This is a genomic window from Saccharothrix longispora, assembly GCF_031455225.1.
Lineage (GTDB): Bacteria > Actinomycetota > Actinomycetes > Mycobacteriales > Pseudonocardiaceae > Actinosynnema > Actinosynnema longispora.
The window spans coordinates 7971179-7983846 of sequence record NZ_JAVDSG010000001.1; the positions used below are offsets into that span (position 1 = coordinate 7971179).

Annotated in this window: 13 protein-coding genes; 7 read left to right on the plus strand and 6 right to left on the minus strand. The window is 71.6% G+C overall.

Annotated features, from left to right (window positions below; genetic code table 11):
- Positions 1 to 25: 25 nt before the first annotated feature.
- Positions 26 to 2116 carry a prolyl oligopeptidase family serine peptidase gene (locus J2S66_RS34980; RefSeq protein ID WP_310313484.1) on the minus strand — a complete coding sequence of 697 codons (2091 nt, stop codon included), beginning with the start codon at positions 2114 to 2116 and terminating at the stop codon, positions 26 to 28.
- Between the two features lie 151 nt (positions 2117 to 2267).
- On the opposite strand from J2S66_RS34980, the gene J2S66_RS34985 reads away from it, so the two are divergent.
- On the plus strand, positions 2268 to 2924 hold the full coding sequence (locus tag J2S66_RS34985) for an HNH endonuclease (protein WP_310313486.1): 657 nt from the start codon (positions 2268 to 2270) through the stop codon (positions 2922 to 2924).
- 13 nt (positions 2925 to 2937) lie between these two features.
- Here the strand turns inward: J2S66_RS34985 and J2S66_RS37285 are convergent, their stop codons facing one another.
- Positions 2938 to 3156: a hypothetical protein gene (locus J2S66_RS37285; RefSeq protein WP_310313489.1), complete on the minus strand. Its 219-nt coding sequence runs from the start codon at positions 3154 to 3156 to the stop codon at positions 2938 to 2940.
- 590 nt (positions 3157 to 3746) lie between these two features.
- On the opposite strand from J2S66_RS37285, the gene ctaJ reads away from it, so the two are divergent.
- Positions 3747 to 3992, plus strand: a complete 246-nt coding sequence (ctaJ, locus tag J2S66_RS34995) for an aa3-type cytochrome oxidase subunit CtaJ (protein ID WP_306749052.1) — start codon at positions 3747 to 3749, stop codon at positions 3990 to 3992.
- A complete protein-coding gene (locus J2S66_RS35000) occupies positions 3979 to 4458 on the plus strand; it encodes a DUF5130 family protein (protein WP_310313497.1) in 480 nt (159 codons plus the stop codon). Before ctaJ ends, J2S66_RS35000 begins: the two co-directional genes overlap by 14 nt.
- Before the next feature lie 48 nt (positions 4459 to 4506).
- On the opposite strand, the gene J2S66_RS35005 is transcribed toward J2S66_RS35000, so the two are convergent.
- Together J2S66_RS35005 and J2S66_RS35010 are read right to left on the minus strand one after the other, a co-directional pair.
- Positions 4507 to 4671: a DUF397 domain-containing protein gene (locus tag J2S66_RS35005; RefSeq protein ID WP_310313500.1), complete on the minus strand. Its 165-nt coding sequence runs from the start codon at positions 4669 to 4671 to the stop codon at positions 4507 to 4509.
- Positions 4634 to 5512 carry a helix-turn-helix domain-containing protein gene (locus tag J2S66_RS35010; protein ID WP_310313502.1) on the minus strand — a complete coding sequence of 293 codons (879 nt, stop codon included), beginning with the start codon at positions 5510 to 5512 and terminating at the stop codon, positions 4634 to 4636. The genes J2S66_RS35005 and J2S66_RS35010 overlap by 38 nt, the downstream gene beginning before the upstream one ends.
- A gap of 112 nt (positions 5513 to 5624) precedes the next feature.
- On the opposite strand from J2S66_RS35010, the gene J2S66_RS35015 reads away from it, so the two are divergent.
- Together J2S66_RS35015 and J2S66_RS35020 are read left to right on the plus strand one after the other, a co-directional pair.
- Positions 5625 to 6476, plus strand: coding sequence for a helix-turn-helix domain-containing protein (locus J2S66_RS35015; RefSeq protein WP_310313506.1), 852 nt, complete (start codon positions 5625 to 5627; stop codon positions 6474 to 6476).
- Complete coding sequence (locus J2S66_RS35020; protein WP_310313509.1) at positions 6476 to 6748, plus strand: HC3 family zinc finger protein; 273 nt, start codon at positions 6476 to 6478, stop codon at positions 6746 to 6748. The genes J2S66_RS35015 and J2S66_RS35020 overlap by 1 nt, the downstream gene beginning before the upstream one ends.
- Before the next feature lie 132 nt (positions 6749 to 6880).
- Here the strand turns inward: J2S66_RS35020 and pepN are convergent, their stop codons facing one another.
- On the minus strand, positions 6881 to 9442 hold the full coding sequence (gene pepN, locus J2S66_RS35025; RefSeq protein ID WP_310313512.1) for an aminopeptidase N: 2562 nt from the start codon (positions 9440 to 9442) through the stop codon (positions 6881 to 6883).
- 211 nt (positions 9443 to 9653) lie between these two features.
- On the opposite strand from pepN, the gene J2S66_RS35030 reads away from it, so the two are divergent.
- Positions 9654 to 10268 (plus strand): DsbA family oxidoreductase, encoded by a 615-nt coding sequence (locus J2S66_RS35030; RefSeq protein WP_310313515.1) that lies wholly within the window; start codon positions 9654 to 9656, stop codon positions 10266 to 10268.
- Between the two features lie 67 nt (positions 10269 to 10335).
- Entirely contained in the window at positions 10336 to 11691 is a 1356-nt protein-coding gene (locus J2S66_RS35035; RefSeq protein WP_310313518.1) for an aldehyde dehydrogenase family protein, read from the plus strand.
- Positions 11692 to 11924: 233 nt separating this feature from the next.
- On the opposite strand, the gene J2S66_RS35040 is transcribed toward J2S66_RS35035, so the two are convergent.
- Complete coding sequence (locus J2S66_RS35040; RefSeq protein WP_310313521.1) at positions 11925 to 12641, minus strand: 2-phosphosulfolactate phosphatase; 717 nt, start codon at positions 12639 to 12641, stop codon at positions 11925 to 11927.
- Positions 12642 to 12668: the final 27 nt, after the last annotated feature.

Below are 12668 nucleotides of genomic sequence, written 5' to 3' on the forward strand. Positions count from 1 at the left end.
CACCCGCTCAGTCCTCCTAGCTAGCTCACAGCTCCAGGCCCGTCGCCCGGGCCAGGAAGGTCAACTGGTCCACGGCCAGCCCCACCGACCGGCTCACCGATCGTCCCGCGTGCCCCACCTCGGTCTCCCGGCGGATCAGCACCGGGTGCTTGGTCGGATCGCTCGCCGTCGCGCCCTGCAGCGCCGCGCACATCTTGCGGGCGTGGTTGGGGTCCACGCGGCTGTCCGACTCGAACACCGTGAACAGCACCGAAGGGTACTCAACACCCGGCCGCACCCGGTGGTACGGGGAGTAGGCCAGCAGCCACCCCAGCTCCTCCGGCACCGACGCCGAACCGTACTCCTCGGACCACAGCCGCCCCAGCAGGAAGTGCTCGTACCGCACCATGTCCAGCAGTGGCGCCGAGCACACCACGGCCGCGTACAGCTCCGGCCGCTGGGTCAGCGCGGCCCCGACGAGCAGGCCGCCGTTCGAGCCGCCCATGATCGACAGCTGCTGCGGCGTGGTCCACCCGTCGGCGATCAACCGCTCCGCGGCGGCGTGGAAGTCGTCGAACACGTTCTGCTTCGACTCCCGCATGCCGGCCCGGTGCCACTCCTCGCCCTCCTCGTCGCCGCCGCGCAGCGACGCGTGCGCCCACACCCCGCCCGCCTCAGCCCAGGCCAGGGTGGTGGCGCTGTAGCCGGGGCCGCGGCCGACCGCGAAGCCGCCGTAGCCGGTCAGCAGCGTCGGCCGGGGCAGGTCGGGGTGCCGGGACCCGGACACCACGAACATCCGCACGACCGTGCCGTCGGCCGACTCGTAGGCGACCTGCCGGGTGGACAGGTCCGGGATGTCGACCGCGCCCGGCGCGGCGGCGTGCAGCTCCACGGCCCCGGTCGCGACCGAGAACCGGTACACCGACGTCGGCGTGGTGAAGTCCGACCAGCCGAACCACAGCACGTCGCGGTCGCCCGGCGTGCGCACGTCCGCGGTGGACATGCCGTGCAGCGAGCCGGGGCCCGGCAGCGGCACCTCGCGCACCCACGTGCCGTCCGCGTCGTGCAGGTGCAGCTCGGACACCGCGTGCCGGGTGCGCGCCAGCACCAGCGAGCCGTCCAGCCACACGGCCCCCTCCAGCACCGAGTCCGGCTCCTCGGCCACCAGCTCGGTCCAGTCTCGGGGGGACGCCGGGTCGGCCGAGCACAGCCGGAACCGCGGCGCGTCGAGGCTGGTCAGCAGGTACAGGCGCCCGTCGGGCTCGATCCACGCGGTGCACTGCGCGCCCTCCTCGGTGAGGATCACGGGGTTCAGCGCGCCGTCGCCGTGCAGGTCCGCGATCCACACCGAGTCCTTGCGCACGGTCCCCGGGGCGCCGTTCACCACGAGCCACCGGCCGTCCTCGGACACCGACAGCCCGTAGTAGTACGTGTGGTCGAGGCCGTCGCCGTGCACGTTCACGTCCTCGGACGCCGGCGCGCCCACGCGGTGCCGCCACACGCGGCGGTGGAACTGCCGCTCGTCCTCGGGCACCAGCGCGGGGTCGACCCGCCGCACGTAGAAGAACTCCTCGCCGCCGGGCAGCCAGCCGACCGGCGAGTACCGGCAGCGGTCGACCGGGCCGTCCAGCAGCTCCCCGGTGTCGACGTCGAGGACGTGCAGCAGCGAGTGCTCGTCACCGCCCACGGACACCTGGTAGGCCAGCCGCGTGCCCTCCCGCGACGGCGACCAGCGGTCGAGCGTCGTCCGACCGGACGGGTCGAGCGCCGAGGGGTCCACCAGCGCCCGCTCCACGCCGTCGACCAGCACGTACAGCACGGCGTGGTCCTGATCGGGGTCGCGGCGCGCGTAGAACGCCCGCCCGGCCCGCCACACCGGCGTGCCCACCGAGCCGGTCCGCATCAGCTCGGCCAGCCGGGCGCCGAGCCGCTCGCGGCCCGGCATCGCGTCGAGCCACGAGCGCGCCAGGGCGTCCTGCGCCTCGGACCACGCGGCGGTGCGCGGGTCCGCCGGGTCCTCGAGCGCGCGGTAGGGGTCGGCCACCAGGTGCCCGTGCAGGTCCTCGACGAGGTCGAGCCGCTCGGCGGTGGGGTAGGTGATCGTCGCAGGCAGCGCTGCGCGGGAGTCCTCGGTCACCCGGGTCAGCGTAACGGCCCTGATGAAAACGATCACCAATTGGGGGTGTTCACCGAAGTTTCGGCCACGACTCCGTGACACGTCACATATCACAGGTGATTTTTGAGGGTGATCTGTGGTCTTCTGTAGTTGAACCGGTGGAGGTGGTCGCGTGCCAGACCGACAACCCACCCCGATCGGCGCCCTGGCGAACGCCGGGCTCGCGCCGTCGGTCCCGTCCGGCCAAAAACAGCCCGGTGTGCACGCTGTGGTCGGCGGGGAGGGAGCCGGTCAGGCACCCTTGGTACTGCCCTGGGGGAGGCGCAAGGTCCTCCTGCTCAACGCCACGTTCGAGCCGCTCACCGCCCTGCCGCTGCGGCGCGCGGTGGTGCTCGTCGTGTGCGGGAAGGCCGAGGTGGTGCACGGTGACCCGGCGGGCGCCGTGGTGCACTCCTCGACGTCCGAGGTCGTCGTGCCGTCGGTCATCAGGCTGTCGAGCTACGTGCGGGTGCCCTACCGCGGCCGGGTGCCGCTGACCCGCGCCGGGCTGATGCACCGCGACCGGTACCGCTGCGCCTACTGCGGCGGGCGTGCCGAGACGATCGACCACGTGGTGCCGCGCAGCCGGGGCGGGCCGCACACGTGGACCAACTGCGTGGCGTGCTGCGCGAAGTGCAACCACCGCAAGGCGGACAAGCTGCTGTCCGAGCTGGGCTGGCGGTTGCGCGTGGTCCCGAACGCGCCCCGCGGGCCGCACTGGCGGCTGCTGGCCGGCGTTACCGAGGCCGACCCGCTGTGGCTGCCCTACCTGGGCGAGCCCGCGGCCTGAGCCGATCCGGTGGTCACGCCGCGAGGGCGAGGTCCTCGCGGCGCGCCGTGATGCGCACCGAGTCCGAGGCCGTGATCCGGACCGAGTCATTCGCGGTGATGCGCACGGAGTCGGCGGCGGTGATCCGGACCGAGTCGTCCTTCGCGGTGATCCGGACCGAGTCCGAGGCCGTGATGCGCACGGAGTCCGACGCCGTGATGCGCACCGAGTCGTCCTTCGCGGTGATGCGCACCGAATCGTCCTTCGCGGTGATGCGCACCGAATCGGCCGTCGCCGAGAGGTGCCAACCGGCCGTAACCGCCTGGCCCGATTGGGTGTACGGCAAAAGAGTGAAGGCGGTGACCTGGGTGCGGTTTTCGGTGTACATGTCGTGTCCTCCGAGGCTCAACGGGTGCAAAGTAGAAACCAGTAGTCGATGCGCAAGACCCGTACAGGTGAAAAGCTAGAAGCCGAGTGGGCCCAGGACAAGACGCCAAACCGGCCGCCATGAACCCCCGTACGGCGGCAGACCGCCTGGGTGTACGCACTGCGACGATCGAGAGTCCGAACTAGTGCATCCGGCACTGATCGACACCGACCGTGACGTTCTCCCAGGTAGGACGTTGTCCACATCACACCGGCACGTGGCGTGCGACGGAGCCGCCGGGCGTGATCGACGGGGGCTCCGGCCCCAACCGGGCCGCGGTCACCGCCGATCACCGCGCGGAGCGTGATCGGCGATGCGCGCACGAGGGGCCCGTTCACAGTTGTGCGCCCGGCGCGACCCGCGCGAACGGTGCCCTCGCCCGGACTCGCGCGGGTCGATCGGTTACCGTAACCGCCGTGACCATCGTGGAGACCGTGCTCGTCTTCGCGCTGATCCCGCTGGCCATCTACGGCGTGATCACGCTACTGACGCTGAGGCCGAAGGCCACCCGCATCCAGCGGTACCGCCCGGGCCAGGAATGGGGCTACGCCCCCGTGTGGTGGACCGCGAACCCCGCCGGGCTGTCCGGTGGCGCGCACGCGCCCGCCGCGGTCCCGGGTGAGGGCCGCACCGCCAAGGGAGGCGCTCGTGGCAACTGGTGAGCTGAACCGGGTCGAGGTCGACCCGTCGACCCTGCCGGTCGGCGCGGCCGTCACCAACAGCGGCCGCGTGTCCGTCGCGAAGATGCACGAGCCGCACGCGCCGAGCCTGCCGTTCACGCCGGTGCAGCTGGCGACCCTGGACGAGGCCCTGACGCTGGCCAGCCGCACCACCGGGCTGGACTTCAGCGTCTACCTCGGCACCCTCGGCTCCGACTCCCGCGCCCGCGCCGAGGAGCTGCACGCCGCCACGCCCCGCCCCGCGCACGCCGTGCTGGTCGCGGTGTCGCCCGGTGAGCGGGTCGTCGAGGTCGTGACCGGCGAGGAGTCCCACCGGCGGCTCGCCGACCGGGGCGCCAAGCTCGCCGTCATGAGCATGGTCGCGTCCTTCAAGGAGGGCGACCTCGCCGGCGGTCTCATCAGCGGCCTGCGCATGCTGACCGACCAGGCCGGGCGCGCGCCCCGCTAGAACATCCGGAAGTGGAAGGCCCCGGTCACCCGACCGGGGCCTTTTTTCTCACGATTTCTTGGCCACCTGTACGAACGCCCGCAGTCGTCGGGGGCTGATCTCCAGCACCGCGGCGGGGTTCTTGCTGTCCCTGACCGCGCCCAGGTGGCTCGCCACCTCGACGCAGTCGTTGGCGCTACCGCTCCTGCTCGACTTCCTCCACCGAACCTCCATGCGCACCCTCCAGGCCGTCGAGGTGCCGCGTGATCAGGGAGGCCGACTCCTCCCGGCTCAGCGCGGCCTCCAGCAACCTTGGCACCCAGCCGCGGTAGCGGGCCACCACGTCCTCCTCCTGGACGAACAGGCAGCTGACGTTGTTCTCGAAGTGGACGTAGGAGACCGCCGCGTCGTCGACCAGCAGCGAGAACTGCCCGTCGTGACCGGGGTGCCAGTCGGTGGCGCACGGCATCACGCGCAGGTCGACGTGGGGTTCCGCACCCATCTTGAGCAGGTGCGACAGCTGTTCCCGCATGACCTCAGGGCCGCCGAACCGCTGGCTCAGCACCCCCTCGCCGATGACGGCGGTGTAGCGGACCGGGTCGTCGCGGGTCAGCACCTCGCTCCGCCCCATCCGCAGCGCGACCCGCGCGTCGATCTCGTTCCGGGGCTTCCGGGCGCGCTCCATGATCGACCGCGTGTAGCCGGGAACCTGGAGCAGGCCGGGCACGAGCTGTGGCGACCAGTTGACGATCTCCGCCGCCATGCCCTCGATGTCGATGAGGCAGGCCAGTTGGATGCGCTCCTGCGGAACGTCGATGACGTGCAACGGCGAGCCGCTCGTGTCGGCGGCCAAGTCCAGGATTTCGTCCCGCTCCGGACCCACCACCTCCAGGGCGTTCAGGATCAATTCCACTTCATCCCGGGCGAGGAATCGACTCCCCGTTTCGCTGCGCGAAAGCAACGAATCTGATACTCCTAGTTGTCGGGCGAGCTTGCGCTGGCTGAGCTTGCGACTTTCCCGGACGTTTCTGATACGCGCACCGAGCGCGATGGCCCGGGAGGTGCTTCGATGCATAACCCAAGCTTAAGGTGGGACCACCGGTACTGGCGGTCCCCCGATGAGGGTATTGACGAAAATCCCCACTCCGTACATCCTGCTGCGCAAATCTATTCCGTTGCGGGGGGAAATGTTGGAGCAAGAGGAAAAGGTCCCGACGCGCCTGAGCACGGCGCGGAGCAGGGAGTTGGGGGAGGAGTTGCGAAGGGTGCGGCACCGGTCGCGGATGTCCTCGGCGCAGGTCGCCGAGGCGCTCGGGTGGTCGTTGGGCAAGCTGTCGAAGTTGGAGACCGGCAGCCGGGGCACGAGCCCGTGGGAGATCGGCACGCTGCTGGGCCGCTGCGGCGCGGACAAGGCCACCCGGGACCGGGTGCTGGCCATCGCCGTCGAGGCGGACACGGGCAACTTCGTGCGCCGCAACACCCCGTCGGCCGACACGCTGCTGGCCCTGACGCTGCACGAGAACGCGGCGCGCACGGTGATGGCGTACGAGCCGCTGACCGTGCCGAGCCTGGCGCAGACGGAGGACTACGCGACCGTCCTGACCGGCGACCGGTCGGTCGCCCGCGCCCGTGCCGCCCGCCAGGACAACCTGCGCCGCCCGACCGGCCCGGAGACGGTGATCTTCGTGCACGAGGCGGCGCTGCGGCTGGTCGTGGGCGGGACGAAGGTGATGCGCGACCAGATGCTCAGGCTGACCCTGATGTGCGGCTGGTCGAACTTCAGCCTGCTGGTGGTCCCGATGGCGGCGAACTCGCACGGCGCGCTGAGGAACCCGGCGACCCTGCTCACGTTCGCCTCGCCCACCAAACCGCTGGCCTACACCGAGACCGACAGCGCCACCGTCTTCCACGACGACCCGGCCGTCATCACGGAGTACGAGGCGAAGATGCGCGCGCTGAACCACCTCGTGCTCTCGGCGGAACAATCCCGGGAAGTCTTCGCCCGCTGGGCCGACGCCTACGACAAAAGGGGCCGCTGATGTCCTTCCGCCCGTTCCGCTGGCTGCCGCACAACGGCAAGCGCCACGCCGTGAAAGAGGACGCCGTGGCCTGCGAGGAAACGACCACCCTGTGCGGCGAGGAAGTCACCATCCCGGCCGGCAGGCTCGGTAAGGAGGAATGGTCGTGGCCCACCTGCCGCGACTGCGACGCCGCGTGGCGCGCCGCGGAGGGAATCCTCCCGATCCCGCACCAACTCGGCGCGGCCGACGTTTCCGCGCGAACGCCGGGAGTTCCCGCCACACCCCGGTGACGGTGCCCGTTCCGCCCACCCGAGTGCCACCCACCGGCTCGGCCGCCGCCCCCGGTCCCGCCGACAGCGGTCCGGGAACGGCGGAGGGGCGGCACCCGTGGACGCCGCCCCTCACCTCGCCTGCCCGGCCGCTCAGGACCGGTCGAACTCCTGGGCCGCCAGGGCGCGCACGATGCCCGCACGCCCCTCCGACACCAGCCGCCGCAGGGCCGGCGGCCGCTCCTCGGCCAGCCACGCGTCAGCGGCCTTCACGGTCTCCTCCGCGATCGACCACGACGGGAACAGGCCCACCACCATCGACTGGGCGCGCTCGCTCGAACGGCGGTCCCAGACGTCGGCCACGTCGGCGAAGTAGCGCTCCACGAACGGCTGGAGCAGCGCCTTCTGACCGGGGTGCTGGATGCCCGCGATGACGGCCTCCGACACCGCGTTGGGCAGCTCGTCGTCGTTGACCGCGCGGTCCCACGCCTCGGTCTTCGCCTCGACCGTGGGGCGCAGGGCGCGCGCCGACTCGGCACGCCGGCGACCGGTGGCGGTGGGGTCGCGCTCCTCCTCGGCGGCGATGTCCTCCAGCGAGGCGGCGCCGTGCGCGACCAGCGCCTGCAACAGCCGCCACCGCAGGTCGGTGTCGACGTCGAGGCCGGGCAGCGAGGCGGTGCCGTCGAGCCAGCTCCGCAGCACCGCGACGGTCGCGTCGTCCAGCACGGACCCGGCCAGGGCGTTCACGAACGCCAGCTGGTGGTCGGAGCCGGGCTCCGCGGCGCGGGCCAGCTCCAGCGTCTTCGCGGTGAACCGCGCCCAGCCCTCGTCGCGCCACGAGGCGTCGGCGTACGACGACAGCGCGGTCTGGGCCTGGAGCAGCAGCCGCTGCACGACGCCGACCTCGGTCTCCGCGTGCAGGCCGCCCAGCACCAGGTTCACGAAGTCGCGCGCCTTCAGCTCGGCCTCGCGGGTCATCTCCCACGCGGCCGACCAGCACAGCGTGCGCGGCAGCGGCTCGGCGATGTCGGCGATGTGGTCGATCAGCGCCGCCAGCGAGTCGGGGTCGAGCCGCATCGTGCAATAGGTCAGGTCGTCGTCGTTGACCAGCACGATCTTGCCGCGGTGCACGCCGACCAGCTCGGGGACCTCGGTGCGCTCACCCGACACGTCCAGCTCGACGCGGTGGGTGCGCACCAGCTTGCCGGACTCGTCGGCGTCGTACACGCCGACCGCCAGCCGGTGGGTGCGCAGCTCGCCCGCACCCGGCCGAGCACCGCCCTGGAGCACCGCGAACTCGGTGAACCGGCCCTCGGCGTCGACCGAGTACTTCGGCCGCAGCAGGTTCAGGCCGGTCGTCTCCAGCCACTGCGCGCTCCACCACGACAGGTCGCGGCCGGACGCCTCCTCCAGCGCGCCGAGCAGGTCGGCGAGCGTGGCGTTGCCCCAGGCGTGCTTGCCGAAGTACACCTTCAGACCGGACAGGAAGTTCTCCAGCCCGACGTAGGCCACCAGCTGCTTGAGCACCGAGGCGCCCTTGGCGTAGGTGATGCCGTCGAAGTTGACCTCGACCGCCTGGAGGTCCGGGATGTCGGCGGCCACGGGGTGCGTGGACGGCAGCTGGTCCTGCCGGTAGGCCCACGACTTCTCGATCTTGGCGAACGTCGTCCACGCCTGCCGGTACTCGGTGGCCTCGGCCTGCGCCAGCACGGACGCCCACGTGGCGAACGACTCGTTCAGCCACAGGTCGTCCCACCAGCGCATGGTCACCAGGTCGCCGAACCACATGTGCGCCATCTCGTGCAGCACGGTCTCGGCGCGGCGCTCGTAGAGGTAGCGGGTGACGCGGCTGCGGAAGACGTAGTCCTCCAGGAACGTGACGCAGCCGGCGTTCTCCATCGCGCCCGCGTTGAACTCCGGCACGAAGCACTGGTCGTACTTGCCGAACGGGTATGGCACGCCGAACGCGCCGTGGTAGAAGCCGAAACCCTGCTTGGTCTCGGTGAACAGGCGCTCGGCGTCCATGTGCGGGGCCAGCGACGCGCGGCAGTAGATGCCCAGCGGGATCGTGGTGCCCCCGTCGGTGAACTCGTCGCGCCACTCCGCGTACGGGCCGGCGACCAGCGCGACCAGGTACGTCGACATGGGCTTGGTGGTCTCGAAGGTGTGCACGTCCGCGCCGCCCAGACCGTCCTCAGTGGACACGATCGGGGCGTTGGACACCACCTTCCAGTGGTGCGGCGCGGTGACCTTCAGGGAGTAGACCGACTTCAGGTCCGGCTGGTCGAAGCACGCGAACATGCGCTTGGCGTCCGCGGTCTCGAACTGCGAGTACAGGTACACCTCGCCGTCGACCGGGTCGACGAACCGGTGCAGGCCCTCGCCGGTGTTCATGTACCGGCAATCGGCCTCGACCGTCAGCTCGTTGACGTCGGCCAGGTCGGGCAGGTGCAGGCCGTCCTCCTCGCGGTAGGACGACACGTCGATCTCGCGGCCGTTGAGCACGGCGCGGTGCACGGTGGCGGCCACGACGTCGACCCACGATGACGCGCCCGGCGTCCGGCTGCGGAACGCCACCGTCGTCGTGGAGCGGAACGTGTCCGACCCGGGCTTTCCGCCGCCGTCGGTCAGGTCCAGCTCGATCCGGTAGGAGTCGACTTCCAGCAGCGCAGCCCGCTGCTGCGCCTGGTCGCGGGTGAGGTTGGGTGCCGCCATGGTCACCTCGTCTGCCGGCGCACGGGGCGCTGACCTCGTCGGAACGGGGGAAGGGTGTCGTGCGGGTGAACACGACTCCCGCATCCAATCACGTGGGACGCCCGGAAGTGGACTGGCGTCCGAGGGAAGACTGCGCGGGTCCGGTTGGTTGTGCAGGATCGGGGGACCGCACCGGCGGTCGGCCCGCCGGACGCACGGAGGAGAGCACCGCATGTCGACAGAGGGACGCACGAAGGTCGACTTCTACTTCGACCCGATCTGCCCGTTCGCGTGGATCTCGTCCCGATGGATTCTGGAGGTCGAGAAGCAGCGGGACGTCGACCTCGACTTCCGGGTGATGAGCCTGTCCGTGCTCAACGAGGGCCGAGACCTGGACGACCACTACCGCGACATGATGGACCGGGGCTGGGGGCCGGTGCGCGTGGCCATCGCGGCGGCGAAGCTCAAGGGCGACGGCGTGCTGCGCGACCTGTACACCGCGCTCGGCACCCGCATCCACAACCAGGGCAACAAGGACTGGGACGCGGTCGTGGTGGAGGCGCTGGCCGAGGTGGGCCTGCCCGCCGAGCTGGCCGGGGCCGCGCACACCGACGAGCACGACGCGGACCTGCGCGCGTCCCACCACCGCGGCATGGACCCGGTGGGCACGGACGTCGGCACGCCCACGATCCACATCGACGGCGTGGCGTTCTTCGGGCCGGTGCTGAGCAGCATCCCGCGCGGCGAGGCCGCGCTGAAGGTCTTCGACGGCGCGGTGGCGCTGGCGAGCTACCCGGAGTTCTACGAGCTGAAGCGCACCCGGACCGGCAAGCTGAACTTCTCCTGAGCCGCATGGTGTGACACTCTGAGGCTGTTTTCTTCGTGGAGTGTCACACCGTCGTCCGGGAGTCGCAGTGATCGAGGTCGTCAACCCGACCACCGAAGAAGTCGTCGGCACCGTCCGCGCGGGCACCGCCGGTGACGTCGACACCGCCGTGACCAGGGCGGTCGCCGCGTTCCCCAGGTGGGCGGCGACGTCCGTGGCCGACCGGCTCGCGGTCGTGCGGGCCGTGGCCGACGGGCTGGCGGCACGGGCGGACGAGCTGGCTTCCACGATGACCGCGGAGATGGGCACGCCCATCACGTTCGCCTCGAAGGTGCAGGTCCCGAATCCGATCGGCATCGTCCGCGGCATCGAGACGACACTTTCGAGTGGTTATTTCGACGGTGAGGAGATCGGCAACTCGCTCGTGCTGCGCGAGCCGGTCGGCGTCGTCGCGGCCATCACGCCGTGGAACTTCCCGTTGCAGCAGATGGTCGCCAAGGTCGTGCCCGCCCTCGCCGCGGGCAACACCGTCGTGCTCAAGCCGAGCGAGCTGGCGCCGTTCACCGCCGACCTGCTGAGCGAGGTGCTGCACGGCGCGGGCGTGCCCGAAGGCGTGTTCTCCCTCGTCCACGGGACGGGTCCGGTGGTCGGGGAGGCGCTCGCGGCGCACCCGATGGTGGACATGGTGTCGTTCACCGGGTCCACCCGCGCCGGCCGCCGGGTGTCCGCGCTGGCCGCCGAGACCGTCAAGCGGGTCGCCCTCGAACTGGGCGGCAAGTCCGCGAACGTCGTGCTGGACGACGCCGACCTGAGCCGCGCGGTGAAGATCGGCGTGGCCAACGCGTTCATGAACAACGGCCAGGCGTGCAGCGCGTGGACCAGGCTCCTGGTGCCCGCCGACCGGCACGACGAGGCCCTGGAGGTCGCCGCGGCCGCCGCCGCGAAGTACGAGCCGGGCGACCCCGCGCTCCCCGCCACCCGCCTGGGCCCGGCCGTCTCCGCCGCCCAGCGCGACCGCGTGGTCGCCCACATCCGCGCCGGCATCGCCGAGGGCGCGAAGCTCGCCCTGGGCGGCCCGGACCGCCCCACCGAACGGGGCCACCACGTCGCACCCACCGTCTTCGGCCACGTGGCACCCGACATGTCGATCGCCCAGGAGGAGATCTTCGGTCCGGTCCTGTCGGTCATGCCCTACCGCGACGAGGACGACGCCGTCCGCATCGCCAACTCCACCATCTACGGCCTGGGCGGCGCGGTCTTCTCCGCGGACCCCGACCGCGCCCTCGCCGTCGCCCGTCGCCTCCGCACCGGCCAGGTCGACATCAACGGCGCCGCGTTCAACACCAGCGCCCCGTTCGGCGGCTACCGCCAGTCCGGCAACGGCCGCGAGTTCGGCCCCCACGGCCTGGCCGAGTTCACCGAACTGAAGTCCATCCAACGCTGACCGCGAGTCGTCCCCCCAGCCCGCGCGAGTCGTCCCCCCAGGCCGCGCGAGTCGTACGTCCAGGCCGCGAGAGTCCAACGCTCGGACCCGGTGAGTTCTACACTCGCGAGTAGGTAAGCGGTCCTGAGCGTAGAACTCAGGGGTCCTGGACGTTGGACTCGCGCGCCCTCAACGTACGACTCGCGCGCCCTGGACGTTGGACTCCCGCGGCCTGGGGTTACGACTCGCGCGGGTCAGGTGGGGCGGAGGACGCCGTCGACCAGGCGGGGGACGGCGGTGCTCACGTCGACCTCGCAGGCCAGGGCCACGTCGGCGGCGTGCCCGGCGGCGATCAGCTCGCGCCCCGACACGCACCCCGCCACCGCGTCGGCCACGGACGTCCGCCGGTACGCCTCGGCCGCCATCCCCGCCTCGACCGACGCGGAGCCGTGGTCGAGCAGCGAGGACACCACCGCCCCCGCGCCCAGCAGGTCCTCGACGGCCGGGCGGAGCGGTCCGAACGCCGCCGTCCGGGGGCTGTTGACGTCGATCCCCCAGCGCTCACCGGCCGGCACCACGCCGATCGGCCCGCCGCCCGTCAACGACAACGCCGCCCCCGCGACCGCACGCGCGTTGCGCAGGCACGCCGCCAGCACGATCGACCCGGTGTCCGCCGCCATCGCGCACAGCGTGGCGCCGTTGGGCGACGGCAGCTCCAACTCCACCCCGGCCGGCACCCCCACCAGCGACGACGGCCGCAACGACCACGACGGGTCGACCGGTCGGACCGCCCGCTCCCGGTCCACCCACCGCACCGGCCGCACCGAACCGCCCCGCGCCACCACCACGTCCGTCGCCGTGGTGAACGACAGCACGTCCACCACGACCAGCACCGCGCACCGCCCTCCGAGCGCGGCGATCCCCTCGCCGCCCCACTCCAGCCGGAGCCGGCAACCCTCTTGACCGAACACCCCACCGAGGATGGCAGACTTCCTGAC